Annotated in this window: 22 protein-coding genes; 10 read left to right on the top strand and 12 right to left on the bottom strand. The window is 70.9% G+C overall.

Going from position 1 to position 22,186, the window contains the following annotated elements; translation table 11 throughout:
* Positions 1 to 49 precede the first annotated feature (49 nt).
* Entirely contained in the window at positions 50 to 460 is a 411-nt protein-coding gene (locus CBM2594_RS04260) for a hypothetical protein (protein WP_116355750.1), read from the top strand.
* A 16-nt stretch (positions 461 to 476) separates the two neighbouring features.
* On the opposite strand, the gene CBM2594_RS04255 is transcribed toward CBM2594_RS04260, so the two are convergent.
* The 8 genes from CBM2594_RS04255 to CBM2594_RS04220 form a co-directional block, all read right to left on the bottom strand.
* On the bottom strand, positions 477 to 1,424 hold the full coding sequence (locus CBM2594_RS04255) for a glycosyltransferase family 4 protein (protein WP_116355749.1): 948 nt from the start codon (positions 1,422 to 1,424) through the stop codon (positions 477 to 479).
* A complete protein-coding gene (locus CBM2594_RS04250; protein WP_232346621.1) occupies positions 1,417 to 2,418 on the bottom strand; it encodes a glycosyltransferase family 9 protein in 1,002 nt (333 codons plus the stop codon). The genes CBM2594_RS04255 and CBM2594_RS04250 overlap by 8 nt, the downstream gene beginning before the upstream one ends.
* A gap of 116 nt (positions 2,419 to 2,534) precedes the next feature.
* Complete coding sequence (locus CBM2594_RS04245) at positions 2,535 to 3,521, bottom strand: glycosyltransferase family 2 protein (protein WP_116357679.1); 987 nt, start codon at positions 3,519 to 3,521, stop codon at positions 2,535 to 2,537.
* On the bottom strand, positions 3,508 to 5,289 hold the full coding sequence (locus CBM2594_RS04240) for a carbamoyltransferase family protein (protein ID WP_116355748.1): 1,782 nt from the start codon (positions 5,287 to 5,289) through the stop codon (positions 3,508 to 3,510). The genes CBM2594_RS04245 and CBM2594_RS04240 overlap by 14 nt, the downstream gene beginning before the upstream one ends.
* On the bottom strand, positions 5,270 to 6,517 hold the full coding sequence (locus CBM2594_RS04235; protein ID WP_116355747.1) for a glycosyltransferase family 9 protein: 1,248 nt from the start codon (positions 6,515 to 6,517) through the stop codon (positions 5,270 to 5,272). Before CBM2594_RS04235 ends, CBM2594_RS04240 begins: the two co-directional genes overlap by 20 nt.
* 8 nt (positions 6,518 to 6,525) lie before the next feature.
* On the bottom strand, positions 6,526 to 7,161 hold the full coding sequence (locus CBM2594_RS04230; protein ID WP_116355746.1) for an HAD-IIIA family hydrolase: 636 nt from the start codon (positions 7,159 to 7,161) through the stop codon (positions 6,526 to 6,528).
* Entirely contained in the window at positions 7,158 to 7,928 is a 771-nt protein-coding gene (locus CBM2594_RS04225; RefSeq protein WP_373457565.1) for an SDR family oxidoreductase, read from the bottom strand. Before CBM2594_RS04225 ends, CBM2594_RS04230 begins: the two co-directional genes overlap by 4 nt.
* A gap of 178 nt (positions 7,929 to 8,106) precedes the next feature.
* Positions 8,107 to 8,619, bottom strand: coding sequence for a hypothetical protein (locus tag CBM2594_RS04220; RefSeq protein ID WP_116357678.1), 513 nt, complete (start codon positions 8,617 to 8,619; stop codon positions 8,107 to 8,109).
* A 4-nt stretch (positions 8,620 to 8,623) separates the two neighbouring features.
* Here CBM2594_RS04220 and CBM2594_RS04215 point away from each other — a divergent pair, with 4 nt between their 5' ends.
* The 5 genes from CBM2594_RS04215 to CBM2594_RS04195 all read left to right on the top strand — a co-directional run bounded on the left by CBM2594_RS04215 (position 8,624) and on the right by CBM2594_RS04195 (position 13,069).
* Positions 8,624 to 8,761 carry a hypothetical protein gene (locus tag CBM2594_RS04215; protein ID WP_174078624.1) on the top strand — a complete coding sequence of 46 codons (138 nt, stop codon included), beginning with the start codon at positions 8,624 to 8,626 and terminating at the stop codon, positions 8,759 to 8,761.
* A gap of 246 nt (positions 8,762 to 9,007) precedes the next feature.
* Positions 9,008 to 10,279 (top strand): glycosyltransferase family 4 protein, encoded by a 1,272-nt coding sequence (locus CBM2594_RS04210; RefSeq protein WP_116355744.1) that lies wholly within the window; start codon positions 9,008 to 9,010, stop codon positions 10,277 to 10,279.
* Positions 10,280 to 10,330: 51 nt separating this feature from the next.
* Positions 10,331 to 11,359: a UDP-glucuronic acid decarboxylase family protein gene (locus CBM2594_RS04205; protein WP_116355743.1), complete on the top strand. Its 1,029-nt coding sequence runs from the start codon at positions 10,331 to 10,333 to the stop codon at positions 11,357 to 11,359.
* 29 nt (positions 11,360 to 11,388) lie between these two features.
* Positions 11,389 to 12,150, top strand: a complete 762-nt coding sequence (locus CBM2594_RS04200) for a PIG-L deacetylase family protein (RefSeq protein ID WP_116355742.1) — start codon at positions 11,389 to 11,391, stop codon at positions 12,148 to 12,150.
* Positions 12,151 to 12,160: 10 nt separating this feature from the next.
* Positions 12,161 to 13,069: a glycosyltransferase family 2 protein gene (locus tag CBM2594_RS04195; protein WP_441306986.1), complete on the top strand. Its 909-nt coding sequence runs from the start codon at positions 12,161 to 12,163 to the stop codon at positions 13,067 to 13,069.
* Positions 13,070 to 13,113: 44 nt separating this feature from the next.
* Here the strand turns inward: CBM2594_RS04195 and CBM2594_RS04190 are convergent, their stop codons facing one another.
* The gene (locus CBM2594_RS04190) at positions 13,114 to 15,807 is read right to left on the bottom strand and encodes an ABC transporter transmembrane domain-containing protein (RefSeq protein ID WP_116355741.1); all 2,694 of its coding nucleotides are present in this window, start codon (positions 15,805 to 15,807) and stop codon (positions 13,114 to 13,116) included.
* A 197-nt stretch (positions 15,808 to 16,004) separates the two neighbouring features.
* On the opposite strand from CBM2594_RS04190, the gene CBM2594_RS04185 reads away from it, so the two are divergent.
* Positions 16,005 to 16,616, top strand: a complete 612-nt coding sequence (locus tag CBM2594_RS04185) for a UdgX family uracil-DNA binding protein (RefSeq protein WP_116355740.1) — start codon at positions 16,005 to 16,007, stop codon at positions 16,614 to 16,616.
* Between the two features lie 31 nt (positions 16,617 to 16,647).
* On the opposite strand, the gene CBM2594_RS04180 is transcribed toward CBM2594_RS04185, so the two are convergent.
* Positions 16,648 to 16,929 carry a hypothetical protein gene (locus CBM2594_RS04180; protein WP_116355739.1) on the bottom strand — a complete coding sequence of 94 codons (282 nt, stop codon included), beginning with the start codon at positions 16,927 to 16,929 and terminating at the stop codon, positions 16,648 to 16,650.
* A gap of 250 nt (positions 16,930 to 17,179) precedes the next feature.
* Between CBM2594_RS04180 and CBM2594_RS04175 the strand changes: the two genes are divergently transcribed.
* On the top strand, positions 17,180 to 17,563 hold the full coding sequence (locus CBM2594_RS04175) for a hypothetical protein (protein ID WP_116355738.1): 384 nt from the start codon (positions 17,180 to 17,182) through the stop codon (positions 17,561 to 17,563).
* 6 nt (positions 17,564 to 17,569) lie between these two features.
* Here CBM2594_RS04175 and CBM2594_RS04170 read toward each other — a convergent pair whose 3' ends face one another.
* Positions 17,570 to 18,511 carry a zinc-binding dehydrogenase gene (locus tag CBM2594_RS04170; protein WP_116355737.1) on the bottom strand — a complete coding sequence of 314 codons (942 nt, stop codon included), beginning with the start codon at positions 18,509 to 18,511 and terminating at the stop codon, positions 17,570 to 17,572.
* Between the two features lie 214 nt (positions 18,512 to 18,725).
* Here CBM2594_RS04170 and CBM2594_RS04165 point away from each other — a divergent pair, with 214 nt between their 5' ends.
* A complete protein-coding gene (locus CBM2594_RS04165) occupies positions 18,726 to 19,739 on the top strand; it encodes a LacI family DNA-binding transcriptional regulator (protein WP_116355736.1) in 1,014 nt (337 codons plus the stop codon).
* Between the two features lie 78 nt (positions 19,740 to 19,817).
* On the top strand, positions 19,818 to 20,762 hold the full coding sequence (locus CBM2594_RS04160; protein ID WP_116355735.1) for a LysR family transcriptional regulator: 945 nt from the start codon (positions 19,818 to 19,820) through the stop codon (positions 20,760 to 20,762).
* A gap of 1,041 nt (positions 20,763 to 21,803) precedes the next feature.
* On the opposite strand, the gene CBM2594_RS04155 is transcribed toward CBM2594_RS04160, so the two are convergent.
* Positions 21,804 to 22,184, bottom strand: a complete 381-nt coding sequence (locus tag CBM2594_RS04155; RefSeq protein WP_116355734.1) for a 5-carboxymethyl-2-hydroxymuconate Delta-isomerase — start codon at positions 22,182 to 22,184, stop codon at positions 21,804 to 21,806.
* Positions 22,185 to 22,186: the final 2 nt, after the last annotated feature.

Raw genomic sequence — 22,186 nt, 5'->3', positions numbered from 1 at the left:
CAATGCGCGGCACTGCCGTGTCGCGCCCGGGCGCGCCTGGCATGCTGCCATGACCGACCACACGCCAAACGCCACTGGCCTGCCTGCGGCACTGGTCGATGGCGCACCGTCGCCCGACGCAACGCCCCTGCCCGCGCGCTTCGCACGGCCCACCATGCTGCTGGAAACGCTGCTGGCGACGCGGCTGGAACTGCTCGGCCGCGACCACGCCTGGCCGCCGCACACGCTGGCGCAGCGGCGCGCCGTGCTGATGCGGCTGTGGGAGCAGCGCACGGCAGGACTGTTCGAGCAGGGCGGCACCGCCGAGAGCATCGAACGCTGCCTGCATGCGGCGTTTGCCGAAGCGGCCGCCGGGCACAGGCTGGAAGCGGCGCTGCAGCTCAAGCGCGCGTACTACCTGGTGTGCTGCACGGCTTCGTCCGGCAGCCGCGCGCGGCTGCACGGCGGCAACCCCGGCTAGCCGGCGCGCGCCCCTGTCACGCGCAGACCCCGCGCAGGGTCTCGTCCCAATCGGTCACGAAGCGGCCGATGCCGAAGCGCTCGCGCGCCACCCGGCAACCGCGCTCGCCCCAGACCCGCGCCAGTTCCGGATCGTCCAGCAGCTCGCGCATCACGCTGACCAGCACCTCGATGCGCGTATCGACATAGCCGTTGTTGCCGCTCTGGATCACCGTGGCCAGTTCCGTCGTCGCCAGCCCGACCACCGGCACCCCCAGCATCATCGCCTCCACCACCGCCAGCCCCAGGCTGGTGTAGCGGATCGGGTTGAAGAAGAAGCGGTAGCGCGCGACGAACGCCGCCAGCTGCGGGTTGGGCACCTCGCCCAGTCCGCCCGCTTCCTGCGCCGCCATGCCGACCAGGTCCAGCGGCACCTGCTCGCGCACGCGCGCGAACAGGTCGGCGCCGAGCCGGCGCCCGCGCCGCGACAGGTGATTGACCACGCTGATGCCGCGCGCCAGGTCGCCGCTGTAGCGTACCGCCTCGTCGACCAGCACGCCATGCTCGATCACGCGGCACGGCGTGACGCCGCTGTCCCACATCAGCGCATTGAACGGGGTCACGTGCACCAGCAGCATCGACGGGTCCTGCACCGGGTGGCGCGTGTTGGTCGGGTGTTCCTGCGGCGGATCGTGCTCCAGGTAGATCGCCGGCAGCGCGCGCTGCGCGGCGCTCAGCAGCGCGACGCGGTCGTGATCGTAGTGATGCCGGTGCTGGTACAGCACGCAGTCGAAGCGGCCGGCCGGGACCGCGTCGTACGGCACCTCGTGCACGTTGGCGCCCCACGGCAGCGCGCCGCCGGCGCCGGCATAGCCGGGCGTGCCGTCATCGCGCGTGACCAGGTACAGCTCGTGCGGGATCTGCGACAGGTAATACAGGTAGTTCCCGTGCACGTGCCAGGTCAGGATGCGCAGCCGCCTAGCCATGGCCGTGCCCCTGCGCCGCCAGTGCCAGCGCGGCCTCGACCACGCTGGCCACGCTGATGTTCGATGCGCACGGATGGCCGGCGACCGGACAGCGCTGGTGCATGCACGGGCGGCATGCCGGCTGGTCGGCCAGCACGCGGTGCCGCGCGGTGTCCAGCGGCGCCCAGCGCGCGCTGTCGCTGCCGCATGACACCACCACGCTGGGCGTGCCCACCGCCGCGGCGATATGCGAGGCTCCGGTGTCGTTGCACAGCAGCAGCCGCGCGTCGCGGATCAGCGCGGCCAGCGTGCCCAGCGCGGTCTGCCCGCACAGGTTGACCACCGGCTTGCCCAGGCGCCGCGCCAGCTGCGCCACCAGCGCGGACTCGTCGCGGCTGCCGGTCAGCACCACCTTCCAGTGGCGCCGCAGCGCACGGCCGGCCTCGGCAAAGCGCTCCACCGGCCAGCGCCGCGACAGCATGCGCGCGCCCGCGTGCAGGCAGACGTATTCGCCGGCGACCAGGCCGTGCTCGGCCGCGAGCAGGCGCCAGCTGGCATGGTCGAGCGGGCGCAGAGGGAACGCCAGGCTGCGGTCCGCGCACGGATAGCCCAGCGCCTGCATCAGCGCCAGCAGCCGCTCCACCTCGTTGCCCTGCGGCCAGGGCACCAGCACGCCGGCGCGGTTGCAGCGCGCCGCCGCGGGGTCCGGACAGAACCCTGCCATGCGCCGCGCGCCCAGCCGCTGCACCACGGCATTGGTCAGCGCGCCGCTGCCGTGCAGCTGGATCGCCAGGTCGAAGCGCGCCGCGTGCGCGGCCGCGTAGAACGGCCCCGCCGCGGCTTCGGCGCAGGGTTGCTCGGGCATCCCGGGCGCGCCGGGAAAGACCATCAGGTCATCGACCAGCGTTGTGAAGCGCGACACGAACTCCTGTGCCCACGGCAGCCCGATCAGCGTGATATGGGCATCGGGCTCGCCCGCACGCAGCGCCCGCAGCGCCGGCACCGCGCACAGCATGTCGCCGAGCTGCAGTGCGCGGAACACGGCGATGCGCCGCGCACGCGCCGGCGCCGCGCGGCGCCGCGACGGATGCTGGGCGAGGGGCAACGCCTTCACCGGATCGACGCATGCACTCATAGGAACACCACCCGGAAGGCCAGCGCGCCGCGCAGGCGCCAGTACAGCGACAGCGGCGGGATCAGTATCGACGTCACCGCCATCTCGGCCACATGGGCCGGCGTCAGCGCCGCGCCGCGCAGGCGCCGCACGCAGAACGCGGCGGTAAAGCCCAGCCACAACAGGCCTGCCGTCGCAGCCACGGCCGGCGCGCCAGCCAGCCAGGCGATGGGCGCGGCCAGCAGCGCCAGCACCGTCACGTAGTAATGCCAGGGCGGCACGCGCCGGATGCGCTGCCGGTACAGGCGCGGATGCTTCTTGTACAGCAGCGCGTCGAAATACACCTTGGCCTGCGCCGCGATGCTGCTGCCCCACGCCGCGGGCCGCACCGGATGCGCCACCACCGCCGCCGGCGCGCGCCCGACCGGGCAGACCTGCTCGATCAGCCGGAACTGCAGGTCCGAATCCTCGCGCCACGCGCGCGTGAAGCGCTCGTCGAAGCCGCCGATGCGCACCAGCGCGTCGCGCCGGACGAAGCAATTGGCGGTGACGAACTCCGCGTGCGCGAGGCCGCCGGTATCGCGCTCGTGGTCGGTGGGCCGTGCCGGCAGCGGCACGGTCACGGTGCCGGCCACCGCGCAGCATTCGGGCTGGTCCGCCAGCGCGGCGCAGCCCGCTTCGAGCCAGCCCGGGTCCGGCACGGTGTCGTCGTCGGTGAACGCAATCACGGACGCGCGCGCGCGGCGCCAGCCCGCATTGCGCGCGCCCGAAGGCCCCTGCGTGCCCGGTACCGGCACATAGCGCAACGCATGCTGCGGATGCTGCGCGGCCATCAGCGCCACCAGCCGTTCGATGCGGGCCTCGCAGCCATCGTCGGCAACGATGATCTCGTACGCGTGCGCGGGCAGGCGCTGCGCGCACAGCGCCTGCAGGCAGCGCGCCAGCAGCGCCGGCCTGCGCCAGGTGGGCACCACCACGGAGACCTTTGGCTCAGGCCTGTCCATGGGCGCCTCCGGCCTCTCCATGCGCACCTGCGGCGCCGGGCTTTTCCAGCAGGAACGGGCCGATCACCAGCGCGTCCAGCGGCGAAGTCCAGAAGCACTCCACCGCATCGCGCGGCGTGCACACAATGGGCTCGCCGCGCGTGTTGAACGAGGTATTGACCAGGATCGGCACGCCGGTGCGGCGCTCGAACGCGGCCAGCAGGTCGTAGTAGGCCGGGTTCTGCTCGCGCCGCACGGTCTGCACGCGCGCGGTGCCGTCGACGTGGCAGACCGCGGGAATCCGTGCCGCCTGCTCGGGGCGCACGTCGTAGATAAACAGCATGAACGGCGCTTCGCCGCGGCCGGGTTTCGCGGCGCTGAACCAGTCCGGCGCGCGTTCCTGCATCACCACCGGCGCCACCGGGCGGAAGTCTTCGCGGTCCTTGATCTGGTTCAGCCGCTGCTGCATGCCGGGATCGATCGGCGAGGCCAGGATCGAGCGCGCGCCCAGCGCGCGCGGGCCGAACTCCATGCGTCCCTGGAACCAGCCGATGATCTTGTTCTGCGCCAGCAGGTCAGCGGTCTGCCCGGCCAGGTCGTCGAGCCGGCGGTAAGGCAGCCTGGCCCAGTCCAGGAACGCCGCGATCTCGTCCTCGCCATACGCCGGCCCCAGGTAGGCGTGCTCCATCGACCATTGCCGCGCGGGACGTCCGCGTTGCAGGAAGTCGATCCACAGCGCCGCGCCCAGCGCGGTGCCGGCGTCGCCGGCGGCCGGCTGCACCCAGACCTCGTCGAACGGGCTCTGGTCGCGCACGCGCGCGTTCATCACGCAGTTCAGCGCCACGCCGCCGGCCATGGCCAGCTGCCGTTCGCCGGTGGCCTCGGCCAGCCACGTGGTCATGCCGACCACGGTTTCCTCGAGCACTTCCTGCAGCGAGCGCGCGACATCGAAATGCGCGGCGCCGAAGGCTTCGCCGCGCTGGCGCGGCGGGCCGAGCAAGGCGGCCAGGTCGGCCTGCGCCACGCGGTAGCCGCCCTCGGCATCGCGCCTGACCATGTCGCGGAACACGCCGAGATGCGCGGGCTTGCCGTAGGAGGCCAGCGCCATCACCTTGTACTCGTCAGACGAATGCAGGAAGCCCAGGTGGCGCGTGACGCGTTCGTACAGCAGCCCGAGCGAGTCGGGCAGGTCGATCTGCTTGATGCGCCGGTATTCCTTGCCGTCGAACACCCCGTAGCTGGTGGTGGCGCGCTCGCCGCGGCCGTCCATGGTCAGCACCGCGCAGCGCGCGAACGGCGCCGCCAGGAAAGCGCTGGCTTCATGGCCCATGTGGTGTTCGACGAAATGCCAGCGGAACGGCCCGTCGTGGCGCACGCCGCGAAAGCGCGCGGCGAGGTGGTGCGGCGCGCCGCTGGCCAGTTGCCGCGGCGCGTTGACCACGTAGGACAGGAACAGCGGGTCCCACGGCGACTCATGTCCGCTTGGCGCGCCTTGCGCCGACGGTTCCAGCGGCAGCGTCACGGTGGCGTCATGCCGGCGCGCGCCCAGCATCAGCGCCGGGTCGAAGGCGTAGGCAACGTGGTCGACATCGCGCAGCGCGATGCCGGCCTCGGCCAGGCAGTAGTCGATGGCATGGAACGGCAGCTCCCACGCCGTGAACGGCACCGGGCGCTTGCCGTGCTTGATGTGGGTAAAGCGCTCGTCCTCCGCCGCGGCGACGACCTCGCCGTCGCGCACCAGGCAGGCGGCGCAGTCGTGGTAGGCGGCGTTAATGCCAAGGGTGTACATGGTCGGCCTCGTCGTGTGGGAGGTGGCGGGGTGCACGGTCGTGCGGCATGGCCGGCACGGCCGCGAACGCATCAGGCGCCGCTGCGGCAGCAGCTAGGCCGGGCCAGGGCAGCTCGACCGCGGGCATGCTGTCGGCAATGCCGCCCAGCAGCGCCAGCGCGGCCTGCACCGCGTGCGCGGCCGGCACGTCTTCCAGGCAGCGATGGTGTCCCTGCGGGCACATGCTCTTGTAGCAATAGCGGCACGGGACATCGGCGAACAGCGTGCGGTGCGGCACCTGCCAGGGGGTGTGCTGCGGGTTGGTCAGCGCGTACAGGTCGACCACCGGCGTGCCCAGCGCGGCGGCCAGGTGGACCGGCCCGGTGTTGTTCGACACCAGCAGGTCGGCGGCTTCCAGCAAGGCACCCATTTCGCCCAGGCACAAGGCACCGGCGAGCGGCACCACGCGCGCGTGGCCGGCCGCGGCGCAGACGGCGCGCACGATGTCGTGCTCGGCGGCATCGCCGGTCACCACCACGTGCGCGCCGGCCTTCACTGCCAGCGCATGCGCCACCTGCGCAAAGCGCGCCGGCGGCCAGCGCCGCGACGGCGCGCTGGCGCCGGGATGCACCACCACCACCGGCCCGCTGCGGCCGCCGCGGATCGCCGCCAGCCGTGCCGCGACCGCGGCGCGGTCCGCCGCCAGCACGCGAAAACGCAGGTGCGTATCGTGGGCCGCCGCACCCACCCGCGCCACCAGGTCCAGCTGGCGCTGCGCCTCGTGGCGCGGACGCTGTCCCCGCTGCGTGTCGGGCTCTGTATCCGGAACCCAGTCGCTCAGCAGCGTGTACGGGTTCTCGCGGCAGCAGGCCAGCCGCAGCGGAATGCCCGCCAGCGCGCACAGCATCGCGGCGGGCAGCGGGCTCTGGCTGTAGACGGTAAAGATCACGGCCGCGTCGAAGCGAAAGCGCGCCAGCCAGCGCGCGCAGGCGGCAATCTCCGGCCCCGGCGCCGGGGCCGGGGCCGCCTGAGCCTCGGCGTGTTTTGCCCAGGGCGCGTCCCAGGCCAGCACGCGGCTGACCATAGGCAGGTGCGGCGCCAGTGCCGCGGCGCTGTGCGAGGTCAGCAGCGTCAGGCGCCTGCCCGGCAGCGACTCGGCCAGTGCCTGCATCGCCGGCGTGCTCATCAGCACGTCGCCCATATTGTCCAGGCGCACGCACAGCACGCTCCGCGCGCTTTGCCAGTTCATGGGCCAGTTCATGGCGCCTCCGCATGGCACGGTGCCCCGGCCGGCGCGGCATGCGCCGCGGCCCGGGTGCGCGCAACGACCAGGCGCGCGGCGGCGTCGAGCGTGGGCACCACGTAGTCGGCCTGGCGCACGGGCGAGAGCTGCCATTCGGTCTCGTTGCCGCAGTCGACCAGCACGGTAGTGCAGCCCGCGCGGTTGCCGGCCTCGACGTCGTTGAGGATGTCGCCGATCATCCATGACCGCGCCAGGTCGAGCCGCAACGCCGCGGCCGCCTGCAGCAGCAGCCCGGGCATGGGCTTGCGGCACAGGCACGCGCGCGCGTACGGCGCCACCTGCCCGTCGGGATGATGCGGGCAATAGAGGAAGCCGGCGAGCGCGGCGCCATGCTCGGCGAACATGGCCGCCAGCCGTTCGCGCACCGGCGCCAGCTCGGCCTCGGTGTGCAGGCCATGGGCCACGCCGGGCTGGTTGGTCACCACCACCAGCGGCAGGCCCAGCCCGCCCAGCAGCCGCAGCGCGGCGGCGGCGCCTGGCGCAAGCCGCATGCGCGCCGGATCGACGTTGTAGGGCACGTCCTGCAGCACCGTGCCGTCCTTGTCGAGCAGCACGGCGGCGCCGAGCGGGTGTGCGCTTGCGCAGCTCATGGCCACGAGGTCTCCTTCATCGGCAGCACCATCAGCTCCGGGATCACGGTTTCTTCCGGCTGCGTCAGCACGAAGCGCACCGCGTTGGCGACATTGGCCGGATCCTGCAGGTTGCCCTGGTCGATATCGGGAAAGCGGTCGAGCAGGAACGGCGTGCGCATGCCGCCCGCGACGATCGCCGACACCTTGATCCCGTGCGGCCGCAGTTCCGCATGCAGCGCGTGCGAGAAGCCCAGCAGGCCCCACTTGGTGGCGTGGTAGGCCGAGGCATTGGGCCACGCGCGCTTGGACGCGGTCGAGGCAATATTGACGATATGCCCCCCGCCCTGCGCCTTCAGCAGCGGCACGGCGGCATGCGCCATCAGGTAGGGACCGTACAGGTTGACCATCAGCACCTTGCGCCAGGTCTCGGCATCGACCTCGTCCACCGGCAGCGTGATGTCGATGGCGGCGTTGTTGACGATGCCGTCGAGACGGGCCCCGCGCGCACGCACGGCTTCGAAGGCAGCGCGCACGGAAGCGGGGTCGGCGACATCCAGGTGCAGCGGCCACGCCTGCGCGCCGGCCTCGGCCAGCCCGCCGGCGCTGTCGTGCGCCAGCTTGTCGTCGATATCGGCCACGATCACGGCAGCGCCGGCAGCGCTCAGCGTGCGGCAGATGGCGGCGCCGAGCCCCCTGCCCGCGCCGCTGACCAGGTAGGTGCGGTCCTGCAGCGGCATGGCGGTCTCGGTGTGTGCGGCGGGTCGTGGCGGAGGCGAGGTTTGCATGGTGGTTCCCTGGCGATCGGTGGGTGGAGGACGGCGATTCGGACAACGAATCGGACATCGGCGCTGGTGCCCTGGCGCCCGCGGCAAGCTGCGTCCAGGACACGGGTCTGTTGGTGCGCAGGCTTGCTGCCGGTGCGAAATGTGTGCCAACGGTCAGCCGAACCTGCGCATGCCGCCATCAGCGTGCCGGTTGCGCGCGCGTGCAGGCTCCCTGCGCCACGGCCCGCAGCAGCATCGCCACGCAGCCGGCAAAGGCCTCGTCGTACCAGGCGTTGGCACCGCTGACGGCGACCACGATGCCGTCCACCACGGCGGCACCGCCGAGCAGCGTGTCGTCGCTGCGCAGCCGGTGCGGGCTGCAGTGGACCACCTGCGCGCTGGCCATGCCGGTGCGCCAGCTCAGGCTCGCCTTGGCGCGCGCATAGCGGCTGTAGTCCGCGTCCCAGGCCTCGCGCGACGGCAGCGAATGCTCATAGAGGATCGCTTCCTCGAAGGCGCAATCTCCCGGCTGCAGCGTCGGATCCATCACGACGACATGCATGCAGCCGCTTTCGCCGACGGCCTTGTCGCGCAGCGAGGCTTGCAGCATCGGCAACGCCAGTTCGACCGCGCGCCGCGCCGCGGCTGGATCGCTGAAGCGGCTGGCACCGGTCTGGGAGGCGCGGGGCGGCAGGCCCGCATCGGGGGTCATGGGCATGGGCAACTCCATCGATGGTTGGACGGCAGGCCGCGGCAGCGCGTGCAGCAAGACCTGCATGAGCGCCATCGACGCAGCAAACATCGGGCCGGTTGCAACGCTGCGCAACGCGGGTCAGCAAAGGAAAAATCCGTAAGCGCAAATTACAAAGGGGCGGCGTAAGAATGACCAAAACCCCGGACGGCGCCCGTGGTGCGTCTTCTGCGCTATGCGGTGCTGCATGCAGGCGGAGAACCGCTATATCGCTTCTCCATCGGTTCCGCGTTTCGAATCGCGACGGGCGTGGCGGCCCGCGTTGCATTGGCACGCTAGCTGCAGGGGCCACCACCTCCCAGCCCCTGTCCGCATTGCGGGCACGGCCGCAACAACACCGGAGCCCACCATGCGCAAGATCGCGCTGATCAGCGAACATGCCTCGCCACTCGCCAGTGTCGGCAGCACCGACTGCGGCGGCCAGAACATCTATGTGGCGCATCTTGCAAGGCAGCTTGGCAGCCGCGGCTACCAGGTCGATGTGTTCACGCGTCGCGACAAGGCGCTATTGCCCGAGGTGGTGGCGTTCGCACCCAACGTGCGCGTGATCCACGTCACTGCGGGGCCGCCGGTGCAGATCCCGAAGGAACAGCTGCTGCCCTATATGGAAGATTTCGGCGCGTTCCTGGCCGACTTCGTGCGCCGCGATGCCATCGGCTATGACGTGCTCCATGCCAACTTCTTCATGTCGGGGCTGGCGGCGCTGCGCGCGCGCCACACGCTCGGCATCCCGCTGGTGATGACCTTCCACGCGCTGGGCAAGGTGCGCAGGTTGCACCAGGGCAGCACCGACGGCTTCCCCGACGACCGCTTCGGCATCGAGGACACGCTGGTGCGCGAGGCCGACTGCGTGGTGGCGGAGTGTCCGCAGGACCTGGACGATCTCGTCAACCTGTACAGCGCCGACCCCGCGCGCGTGCAGACCGTGCCGTGCGGCTTCGACGCCGACGAGTTCGCGCCGGTGCCGCGCGACGCGGCGCGGCGCGCACTGGGCTGGCCGCTGCACGGCTTCCGCGTGCTGCAGCTGGGCCGGCTGGTGCCGCGCAAGGGCATCGACAACGTGATCCGCGCGCTGGGCTGCCTGCGCCGCGACACCGGCCTCGACGCCACCTTGTACGTGGTCGGCGGCAATGCCGACCAGCCCAGCGTGCAGGCCACGCCGGAAATCGGCCGGCTGCAGGACGTGGCCAGCGCCGAGGGCGTGGCCGAACGCGTGGTGTTCACCGGCCGGCGCGGGCGCGACACGCTGCGCCTGTTCTACAGCGCTGCCGACGTGTTCGTGACCACGCCGTGGTACGAGCCCTTCGGCATCACGCCGGTGGAAGCGATGGCGTGCGGCGCGCCGGTGATCGGCGCCAACGTTGGCGGCATCCGCTCCACGGTGGTCGACGGGCACACCGGCTTCCTGGTGCCGCCCAAGGCGCCGGCGGCACTGGCGGCGCGGCTGGCGCAACTCGCCGCCAATCCTGCGCTGGCGCGCAAGCTGGGCGAAGCGGGCCGGCGCCGCGCGCAGGCGCATTTCACCTGGGCCGGCGTGGCGCGCCAGATGGAGGCGGTCTATGCGCGCGTCTGCGCCGGCGCGCCGGTGGTGCAGGCCGGGGCCCGCCGCGTCGCGGCCTGACGGCGCACGGCGGCACGCCCGCACAAGCAAGCCAATGCAAGGAGAGCGGAAATGAAGGAAAGCGATCGCAAGCGCATCCTGGTCACCGGTGGCGCGGGATTCCTCGGCTCGCACCTGTGCGAGCGGCTGGTGCGCGCCGGGCAGGACGTGCTGTGCGTAGACAACTTCTACACCGGCACCAAGGAGAACATCGCGCACCTGCTGGGCCGGACCAATTTCGAGCTGCTGCGCCACGACGTCACCTTCCCGCTGTATGTGGAGGTCGACGAGATCTACAACCTGGCGTGCCCGGCCTCGCCGGTGCATTACCAGCACGACCCGGTGCAGACCACCAAGACCAGCGTCAACGGCGCGATCAACATGCTGGGCCTGGCCAAACGGCTCAGGGCGCGCATCCTGCAGGCCTCGACCAGCGAAGTCTATGGCGACCCCGAGCACCATCCGCAGCAGGAAGGGTACTGGGGCCATGTCAACCCGGTGGGCATCCGTTCCTGCTACGACGAAGGCAAGCGCTGCGCCGAGACGCTGTTCATGGACTACCACCGCCAGCACGGGCTGGACGTGCGCATCGCGCGCATCTTCAACACGTACGGGCCGCGCATGCATCCGGCCGATGGCCGCGTGGTGTCGAACTTCATCACGCAGGCGCTGGCCGGGCAGCCGCTGACGGTTTACGGCGACGGCGCGCAGACGCGTGCCTTCTGCTATGTCGACGACATGGTCGACGCGCTGGTGCGCCTGATGGAGGCGCCCGCGAGCGGCAAGCCGGTCAACCTTGGCAACCCGTGCGAGACCACCATGCTGCAGATTGCGCAGGCGGTGCTGCGCGCCACCGGTTCGCAGTCGGCGATCGAGATGCGCCCGCTGCCGGCCGACGACCCGCACCAGCGCTGCCCGGACATTACGCTGGCGCGCCAGCTGCTGGGCTGGGAGCCGCACACCACGCTGGAAGACGGCCTGCGCCGCACCGTCGATTACTTTGCCGCGCGGCTCGCCGCGCAGGCGCATGCCGCAGGCGCGCCGGGCAACGTGGTGCCGGTGTCGGCCACCGCGCGCGAAGCGCGTGCCGCACTCAGTTGACGGCGTGCCGGAGCGCGCGAGGGGGCGGCATGGGCACGGCGATGGTGGTCGATCTCGCCGCCGCGGTGACCGTGATCTCGCCGCACCTGGACGATGCCGTGTTCAGCTGCGGCGGGCTGATCGCGGCCGCGCGCGCGGCGCGCGTGGTGACGGTGTTCGCGGGCGTGCCGCCGGCGAACATGCCGGCCCCCGACTGGGACCAGGCCGCCGGCTTTGCCAGCGCCGAGCAGGCGGTGCTGTCGCGCCGGCGCGAGGACAACCACGCGCTGACCATGCTGGGCGCGCATGCGGTGTGGCTGGAGTTCTGGGACAGCCAGTATGGCCGCCGCTACACCCCCCAGCAGCTTGCCGACGCGCTGCACACCGTGCTGCTGACGCAGACCGAGGGCGTGGTGGTGGCCCCGCTCGGGCTGTTCCATTCCGACCATGCCCTGGTGCATGACGCCTGCCGCCTGCTGATGCTGGCCGCGCACGCGCGCGGCCCGGCGTGGAGCGCGGCATCGGCCAGCGCCTCCGCCACGGCGCCCCCCTCCGTGCAATGGCTCTACTACGAGGACGCGATCTACCGCCGCATGCCCGGCCTGCTGCAGCAACGGCTGGTGCAATGCCGCGACAGCGGCCTGCGCGCGACGCCCGTCAACCTGCCGGTGACGCAGTACCTGACGCAGAAGAGCTATGCGCTCAACGCCTACCAGAGCCAGCTGCAGCTGTTCAGCGAAGACAAGCTGTGCGACCTGTGCGCGCCGGAACGCTACTGGCTGCTGCAGCCGGCCGGCGACGACACGGCCTGAGCCATTGCCCATGCCCATGCCAGTCTCGACAACCGCTTCCCCCGAGCGCGCCGGCCCGCGCGGCTGCGACATCAGCGTGGTGGTGCTGACGCATAACCGGCGCGATTCGGTGCGCACCGCGCTGGCGCGCCTGAGCGCGCTGCCGGAGCGCCCGCCCATCGCCGTGGTCGACAACGCCTCGGACGATGGCACCGCGGCCATGGTGCGGCGCGAGTTCCCGCACGCCGCGCTGCTGCGCAGCGCGCACAACCTGGGCGCGGCCGGCCGCAACCTGGGCGCGGACTGGGCCCGCACCCGCTATGTCGCGTTCTGCGATGACGACTGCTGGTGGGCGCCGGGATCGCTGTCGGCGGCGTGCGCGATGTTCGAGCGCCATCCGCGCGTCGCCGCGCTGACGGCGCGCATCCTGGTGGGCGAGCACCGCGGCGAAGACCCCACCTGCGCGCGCATGGCGGCCAGCCCCCTGCCCTCGGCGATGCTGCCCGGCCGCGCGATCCTGGGGCTGATGGCCGGCGCCACCGCGTTCCGCACCGATGCATTCCGCCAGGCCGGCGGCTACCATCCGCGCTTCTTCCTCGGCGGCGAGGAAACGCTGCTGGCACTGGACCTGGCCGCGCACGGCTGGCAGCTGGTGTACGCGCCGCAGCTGGTGGTGCACCACCATCCCAGCCCGCTGCGCAATCCGGCGCAGCGCCGCTCGCTGCTGGCGCGCAATGCGATCTGGGCGGCCTGGCTGCGGCTGCCGTGGCATGTGGCGCTGGAAGAAACCGCGGCGGCCTTGCCGCAGCTGTGGCGCTGCCAGGGGTGGCGCGGCGTGGCCGAGGTGCTGGGCGGCATGCCGTGGGTATGGCAGGAGCGGCGCGTGATCCCGCCCGAGGTGCTGAAGCTGCGCCGCCGGCTGCGCGAAGAGCGCGCCTGAGGCACGAGCAGCGCGCCTGCGGCGTGTTGGCCGCCGCGGCTGCGCTACGCTTCCTGCGTCGAACGCACCGCCAGCGAACGGATCGCCGCCACCAGTTCGCCCACCCGCACCGGCTTGGACAGGTGCAGCTGGAACCCGGCCATCAGCGCGCGCATGCGGTCCTGCGGCTCGGCGTGCCCGGACAGCGCGATCGCCGTCATGCGCTTGCCCAGCGGCACCTGCATCTGCGCTTCGAGCCGCCGCACCCGGCGCAGCACGGTATAGCCGTCCTCTTCCTCGAGCGCGAGATCGCACAGCAGCACCTGCGGCCACTGCCCCGGATGCGTTCCCGCCAGCAGCGCGATCACGTCGTCGCCGCGCTGCTGCGCAATGGCATGGGCGCCGTAGTCTTCCAGCGAGGCGCTCAGCACTTCGCGCGTGGGCTCGTCGTCGTCCAGCAGCAGCACGCGCAGGCCCTTGAGCGCCTGCGCATCCGGCGCCTCGGGCGCGGCCTCGGCGCCTGGCGCCGCGGAGGGCGCGCGGCGCGGCTCGGGCTCCTGCACGGCGCGCATCGGCATCAGCAGCTGGTAGGCGTGCGCGGGCCCGTCGGCGCTCAGCGTGACGCCGTGCTCGGCCAGCCATTCGTGCAGGCCCTGCACGTCCGGCAGCGGCAGTTCGCCCGCCGTGGCCGACAGCCGCAGGCCGGCCTGGCCGTCAAGCCGCTCGAGCCGCAGTTCCAGCCGCCCCCCCGGCTCTATGGTGGCGATCATGTGCTGGCACAGCTCCCAGATCGCCTTCTGCAGCACGCCCGGATCGCCGGTGACGCGCAGCTCCGCCTCGCTCTGCACCGTGAACAGGTTGAGATGGCGCTCGGCAATCAGCTCGCGCAGGCCGTCGACCACACTGGCCACCAGGATCTCCAGGCGCACCGGCTGCAGCGCCAGGCGCCGTTCGGCGCGCTCCAGTTCGCGCTGCTGCTGCTGCAACTGCCACATCTGCGTGTAGATGCCGCCGCGCTCCAGCAGCGTGGCGTGGTTGCCGTCTTCGACGATGCGGCCGTGCTCCATCACCAGGATGCGGTCGGCATCGACGATGGTCGAGAGCCGGTGCGCGATGATCAGCGCGGTGCGGCCGCGCGCGACCTCGGACAGCTCCTGCTGGATCGCGCGCTCCGAGCGCGTGTCCAGCGCCGAGGTGGCCTCGTCGAACACCACGATGGGCGGGCGCTTCAGCATCGCGCGCGCAATCGCCACGCGCTGGCGTTCGCCGCCCGACAGGCGCACGCCGCGCTCGCCCACCTGCGTTTCATAGCCGTCGGGCAGGCGGTCGATAAAGGCGTCGAGCTGCGCCGCGCGCGCCGCGGCGACGATGTCGGCGCGGGTGGCGCCTTCGCGGCCGTAGCCGATGTTGTAGGCGATGGTGTCGTTGAACAGGATGGTGTCCTGCGGCACGATGCCGATCAGCTCGCGCAGGCTGCGCTGCGTCACCAGGCGCAGGTCCTGGCCGTCGATGCTGATGCTGCCGCTGTCGGGCTGGTACAGCCGGAACAGCAGCCGCGCCAGCGTCGACTTGCCCGAGCCGCTGCCGCCCACCACGGCCACGGTCTGGCCGGCTTCGGCACGGAAGCTGACGTCCCACAGGGTCTGGTGGCTGGGGTCGTAGCTGAAGTTGACGCGGTCGAACACGATCTCGCCGCGGCTTACGCGCAGCGGGCGCGCGGCCGGCGCGTCGCTGTCCTCGCCGGGCTTGCCGTGCGCGTCGAGCAGCGCGAACAGCCGCTCGACGTTGGTCATCGCGTCGTTGGACTCGCGGAAGATAAAGCCAAGCGTGTTGAGCGGCAGCACTACCTGGATGATGTAGGCGTTGATCAGCACCAGGTCGCCCACCGACAGCGAGCCCTGGATCACCCGCTGCGTGGCCAGCAGCATCACCGCGCCGACCCCGACCGCGATGCACAGGCTTTGCCCGATATGCAGCGCCGACAGCGCATACTGGTTCTCGACGCTGATGCCGACCCAGCGCTGCAGCATCTCGGCCAGCCGGCGGGTCTCGAAGGACTCGCGCGCAAAGAACTTGACGGTGTCGTAGTTGAGCAGGCTGTCGACCACCTTGCTGTTGGTGGTGGCCTCGACCGCATTGACCTGGCGCTGCACCCGCATGCGCCGCTGCGTGAAGACATAGGTGAAGCCGGCGTACAGCACGAACACGCCCAGGATGATGGCGGCGAAGGCCGCGCCATAGGCGCCGATCATGATGGCCAGCACCGACACGATCTCCATCAGCGTCGGCACGATGGTGAAGACCGCCACGCCCAGCAGGAAGCCGATCGCCGCGGTGCCTTTCTCCAGGTCGCGGATCACGCTGCCGGTGGCGCGCTGCGCGTGGAAGCGCGCGCCCAGCGCATGCAGGTGCGCAAAGGCGCGTTCCATGAAGCCCGCCACCGTGCTCTGCGTCACGTAGGCAAAGACCACGTCGCGCAGTTCGCTGAAGGCGTTGCCGAGCAGGCGCAGGATGGCATAGGCCAGCACCAGGAACACCGGCATCCCGACCAGCCCCAGGCGCGCCGCATCGGTCCCGGCCGCGGCCGGCGTGACTTCGTCGACCACCAGCTTGAGCAGCAGCGGCACCGCCACCGCGCAGGCCTTGGCCAGCAGCAGCAGGGACACCGCGACCAGCACGCGGGCGCGGAAGCGCCAGATCGCGCGGAACAGTTCCGCGGCGATGCGGCGGCGGGAAGCGGGGCGGATGGTCTGGGACATGCGCGCGGTTCAGGCGTCAGGCGTTGGATGCAGCCAGGCAAGGTTCCCGGCGCGGCACGCGGTGGCGCGGCCGTCGCGGGGTCTTGGGGGAAGGCAAGTTCCATACCGATGGCGCCGCGGCACGGGCCGCGCCATGGCGCGAAACCTGCTGCAAACCGGCAGCAGCGCCCGCGCGCGCTGCGCTACCGCCATCCGCCATGCCCGAGCGCAAGCAGCCGCCTGTCAGCCGCGACGAACTGAATGAATGCCGGCGTTGCCCGTTGTGGCGCAATGCCACCCAGGGCGTGCCCGGTGCCGGCGCCGTCCATGCGCGCATCATGCTGGTCGGCGAACAGCCGGGGTCGCAGGAAGACCTGCAAGGCTCGCCCTTTGTCGGGCCGGCCGGACACCTGCTGGATGAAGCGCTGCAGGCCGCCGGGCTGGACCGAGACAAGCTCTTCATGACCAACGCGGTCAAGCACTTCAAGTTCGAATGGCGCGGCAAGCGCCGGCTGCACAAGTCGCCGGCGCAGCAGGAAATCGAAGCGTGCAACCTGTGGCTCGAGCGCGAGCTGGAAAAAGTCCACCCGACGGTGGTGGTCGCGCTCGGCGCAACCGCGGCGCGCGCGGTGCTGGGCCGCAAGAGCGTGACGCTGGCGGGCATGATGGAGACGCCGGTGGAGCATCAGGGGCGGCTGGTCATAGCAACCTACCACCCCTCGTTTGCCCTGCGCCAGCGCAGCGACGAGGCGCGCGCCGCGGCGTTCGAGCGCATCGTGCGCAGCCTGCGCGCCGCGGCGCGGCTGGCGCGCGGCGTGAAGACGGGCTAGGCGATCGGGGACCGGCGATCAGGACCGGCAATCAGGACCGGTTCAGGGTCGGCGGTGCGTCGGGATCCCGGCTGCCGGGATCGTGCAGGTCGCGCGCGCCGACACCCGGGGGCATCTCGCCCTTGCCCGTTTTGTCGGGCTTGCGCCCCGGCTCATCGTCCTTGCGGTGTGATGCTGCATTCTCCCAATCCGCGCGAGCGCGCTCGCGGGCACGCTGGTTGTCCGCGGCGTTTTCCTTCAGTTCACGGTCATCCAGGCCCTGGCGCCGGTCCAGTGCCGGGTTGTTCGACGTATCGTGCTTGCTGTGCTTCATGACGCCTCCGGTGAGGTGGGCCGCGATCGCAGGCCAACGCTGCAGCGCGCGCAACTTCCGTTCCCGCGCCACGCAGCCCCGGCATGCAGCAGTCGCGCGACCCGGCACCGCCGTCACCTTGTAACTACCGCCGGTGCTTGTAGAAAGTGCGTTGCGCCGATCCGCTGCCGCGCCCCGCACGGCAGTGCACAAGGTGGCCCGGCAAATGCTTTTGCCGTACCAGCATGCCTGCGTTTATCAGGAGACCCAGATGCGATACACGATCCCACGCGCCGCAGCCGTCGCGCTGCTTTGCGCGCTTGCCGGCGGCAGCCTGGCGCAGCCGCCCGAAACCGGCGTGCGTACCGACAAGGGCCCCAAGGGCAGCCAGACCATTCCGCCGCCCGGCGCCAGCGTGGCGCCGGGCAGTACGCCGGGCGCCACGCCGACCAACCCCGGCGGTCTCGGCAGGGATCTCGGCGACGTGCCCAAGGAGCCGCACACCGCCGGCGGCCTGCCTGGCCGCGACAAGCCCAAGCCGGCCTCGGAAAGCGCGGGCAAGGCCGACCGCGACGGCCTGCACGGCAAGCCGCGCACCGGTAGCGGCGGGGCCTCGATCGACCAGACCCGCGTGCCTGACTCGAAGGCGCGCTGAATTCCTTCAGGGAATCAGGACGTAGCGCTGGCGCGCGCCCTTGGCCTGCGCCGCCCACACGCGTCCGACCGCTTCCAGCGGTTCGGCGACGATATCGATTTCCATGCGGCCGGCAGCGGTATGCCGGCATAGTTCGGCGTAGGCCTGCGCCTGCGCCTCGATCGGCGCGTGGTAGTAGGCGAAGCCCATGATGTCGAAGCACGCCTGGCGCGCGGCTGCGCCGGCGAAGGTGATTGTCGGCGCGACGGTGGTACCGATATGGACGAGGCGCCCGCCATGGCCTAGCGCCAGCAATGCAGCTTCCGCGGGCGGGCCGCACAGGTAGTCGAGCACGACGTCGATGTCGCCGTCGGCCGCGTTGCGATACGCATCGCGCAGGTCGCCCGGCTGGTCCAGCGGCACCACCGCATCCGCGCCCAGCCGGCGCGCGCGCTGCAGCGCGCGCACGTCACGCCCGGCGGCAATGACGCGGCCGGCGCCGAGCAGCTTGGCCGCGGCCACCGCCAGCAGCCCCGAGATGCCGGTCGCGCCCAGCACCAGCACGGTCTCGCCCGGCTGCATGCGCGCGCGCCACGACAGCGGCAGCCACGCCGCGAGCCCGGCGTTGCCCAGCGCCGCCGCGCGCGCGTCGTCGATGCCGTCCGGCACCGGGAAGGTCAGCGCCGGATCGACCAGCGCGCGCTGCGCCATCGAGCCGTACGGCGCGCGCGGCGCGTTGACGTTGAAGTAGACCCGCTGCCCGTCGGCGAGGCGCCCTACGCCCTCGCGCCCCACCACGAAGCGGCCCGCCGCCGGCTTGATGTAGTGGCGGCCTTCGGCAATCGCCATGTCCAGCCGCGTCAGCGCTGACGCGGCGACCTTGACCACCACCTGGCCGGGCCCGGCGACCGGGTCGTCGAACTCCTGGTACACCGGCGCCTGGCCGGCGAGCGATACCGCTGCTTTCATCTCTGTCTCTCCTTTTGCTGGCCCGTGCCGGCTGCGGCTTGGCATTGCCGTCCGGGCAGATTACAATGCAATCGATTGCACGACAAGCGCAAAGCCTGGTGGCATCCGGGCCGATTGTAGGAACCGCCGCGGCCTTGCGTCCAATCCACTTTTTGCCGGTATCCCGATAACCAGACGATATGGCGTGGCGCCTGCCGCACGCGTCGACCCAGCGATGAGCAAACCCACCATCAAGCAGATCGCCGAAGCCCTCGACGTGCATCCGTCGACGGTGTCGCGCGTGCTCAACCCGCAAACCCGACACCGCATCGGCGACGAACTGGTGGCGCGCGTGCTGAAGGCGGCGCAGGACCTGCACTACTCGCCCAACCGCATCGCCGCGGCGCTGCGCACGCGGCGCTCGGGCACCATCGGCGTGGTGGTGCCGGACATCGGCAGCCCGGTGTTTCCGCCCATCGTGCTCGGCATCGAGAACGCGCTGGCGCGGCACCGCTATATCCCGATCGTGGCCAACGCCGGCGGCGACAAGGCGCGCCAGACCTTTATCGTCGACCAGCTGCTGGCGCGGCAGGTCGATGGCCTGATCCTGGCCACCGCCGAGCGCAACGACCCGGTGGTGGCGCACTGCCTGGCGCAAGGCGTGCCGCTGGTGATGGTCAACCGCAGCGACGATGCCGGGCGCGTATCGAGCATCGTCGGCGACCATCGCCAGGCGATGGCGCTTGCCGTGGGCCACCTGCACGCGCTGGGCCACCGGCGCATCGGGCATGTCGCCGGCCCTTCCAGCCTGTCGACCGGCCATGAACGCGAAGCGGGATTCCTGCAGGCAGTGGCCGAGCTGGGCCTGAGCGCGTCGCACTGCCCGGTGGTGCGGGCGCCAGCCTATACGGAAGCGGCGGGGCAAGAGGCATGCGCGCAACTGCTGTCGCGCCGCCAGCGCATTACCGCCGTGGTGGCGGCCAATGATTTCCTGGCGCTGGGCTGCTATGCGGCCGTGCGCGCCGCCGGCGGCAGTTGCCCATCGGACCTGTCGGTGGTGGGGCACAACGACATGCTGCTGATGCATGCGGTGTCACCGGCGCTGACCACCATCCGGGTGCCGTTCTACGAGATGGGCACGCGCGCCGCCGCGCTGATGCTGGGCGCGCTGGACGGCAGCATCGCCACCACGGCGCGCACGCTGCTGGCGCCCGAACTGGTGGTACGGGCATCGACCCAGCCCGTGTAAGGCGGTTGCCCCGAAGGCTCCGCTTTTTTTTGAAGTTTTGTGCAATCGATTGCGCACTCGCGATGGAAGCAACACGCCATGGACCTCCGACAACTCCGCTACTTCAAGGTGCTGGCCACGCTGCAGCACTTCGGCCGCGCCTCGGCTGCGCTGCATATCGCCCAGCCGGCGCTCAGCCGCCAGATCCGGCTGCTCGAGGAAGAGCTTGGCGTGCGGCTGCTGGAGCGCCACGTGCGCGGCGCCACGCCCACGCCCGAGGGGCTGGTGCTGCTGGACCGCGCGTCGTTCCTGCTGCGCTATGCGGACCAGGTCAAGGTCGACATCGCCGACCTCGCGGCGTCGCCGCGCGGGCTGGTGGCGCTGGGACTGACGCCCGCGCTGGCGCCGATGCTGTTCATCCCGCTGGCCGAAGCGCTGCGCGAGCAGTATCCGGAGATCCGGCTGCGGCTGGTGGAGAACTTTGCACCAGCGCTGCAGGACGCGCTGCTGCAAGGCACGCTCGACGTCGCGCTGCTGAGCGGGCCGGTATCGAGCCCCGGGGTCTCGGCGGTGCCGCTGGTGGCAGAGAGCCTGTGCGCGATCGGCCCGTGGGGCGATGCATCGCTGGGCGATGGGCCGGTGGAGATCGAACAGCTGCAGGGCCTGCCGCTGATCCTGACCGGCGTGCCCAAGTCAGGGGTGCGGCTGGCGCTGGAAGCGATGGCGGCACGCCAGGGGCTGGAGCTGCAGGTCACGATGGAGGTGGAATCGATCGAGGTGGCCCGGCGCCTGGTGGCACGCGGGTTCGGCTGGACGGTGCATTTCGCCGCGGCAATACGGGATGAACTGCAGGCGCAGCGGCTGCAGGCGGTGCCGATTCGTGGGCTGGAGTTGCATCGGATGATCGGCTATGCGGCGGCGCGGCCGCCGTCGCGGGCTTCGGTTGCGGTGATGGAGACGCTGAGGCGGGTGGCCAGGGAATTGGCGGTGGAGGGGGATTGGCCGAATAGTCGGGTGTTGGGGGAGGTGGGGGATGGGGGGTAGTGGGGGTGGCTGATTGGCTTTGATGCCATGGCGTCCTTGGCGGGCGTGGTTGGGTTTGCTGGCGTTGGCGGTTTTGGGCCCGATGCCTTTTTAGGGCATGTCGCTGTTGGTGACATGCTGTCGGCTGTTGAACCGCTGGGTTCCGCCCTGCTGGGCGGGTCACTTTTTGTCCGAGCGACAAAAAGTAACCAAAAAACGCGTCGCCTGTGCGGCTGGCAATCAATTCCACGGCGTTGGTGGTTCTCGCGGTGGTGATTTCCCTTTGGCGTGGGTGCCCGTTCGACCCTGCTAACGCTATGTGAGTCAGGGACAACGCCTTCGATAACCGACTATTGAACGATCCCAAACTAGGGCGTAGGCAGCCTGCTGCCGGCCTTATCGCGGGGACGCCTACGGCTGCTGCGCAGGCAGTATCTCAGGTCGGGGGCTCTGGCACGGAACGCGTCGCTGCGCTCGCTTGGCGCCCGAGGGCGCCCCGCCTGGGCCCCCGCCGGCGCCCGCGACCACTGCCACTGGTTTGCTCCCCTCTCCCGCCTGCGGGAGAGGGGCCGGGGGTGAGGGCAGGGAGCCTCAATGAAGTCAGGCCTTCCGCAGCGAAGCAGCCACGGCAGCCGCGGCCTGCGGGCCTGCCAGCGCCAAGCAAGCGCAGCGACGCGTTCCATGCCAGAGCCCACGCCCTGCGATAGGACCGGCGCGCAGCGCAGCCGAAGGCGTCCCCGCGTTGACGCCAGCAGCAGGCTGCCTACACCCTAGTTTGGGATCGTTCAATAGTGGGTTATCGCAGGCACCACCCCTAACTCACATAGCGTTAGCAGGGTCGAACGGGCACCCAAGCCAAACGGAAATCACCACCGCTGGAATCACCAACGCCGCGAAATTGATTGCCAGCCGCACAGGCGACGCGTTTTTTGGTTACTTTTTGTCGCTCGGACAAAAAGTGACCCGCCCAGCAGGGCGGAACCCAGCGGTTCAAAGGCCGACAGCATGTCACCAACAACGACATGCCCAACACCGGCATCAAGCCCAACACTAATACCCCATCTATCCAAATCGCTGATGAACGTTGTTAAGACTCCGATACCCCCCGCCAAACTCTCGCAGCTCCAGCGACAACGCCAGATACCGGCGCCGGTATAACTCGCCGAAATGCTCGCTCAAGGTATCGAACAAAGCGCTGACGGTCCGGTCGAGCACGTCCTGCGAGCGACCCGCCGCGATCGCCAGCGTGACGTGCACGAAGGCATCGTCGCCGCTGCCGTCGGCCATGCGGTAGCACTCCAGGCAGAGCGCGCGCGCACGGATGCCGCCCGGCGCAAACGCCCCGCCCTGCGCAAGCAGGACCGCGCTCAGTCCCGCCAGCAAGGCATCGATGCGCGCAACCGGCGCGAGGTTGCTGGTGTATTCGACGGTCAGGTGCGGCATGC

Source organism: Cupriavidus taiwanensis, assembly GCF_900249755.1.
Taxonomy (GTDB): Bacteria; Pseudomonadota; Gammaproteobacteria; order Burkholderiales; family Burkholderiaceae; genus Cupriavidus; species Cupriavidus taiwanensis_D.
The sequence above is the reverse complement of the archived record's forward strand: the minus strand, read 5'-3'. Positions and strand labels throughout refer to the sequence as shown.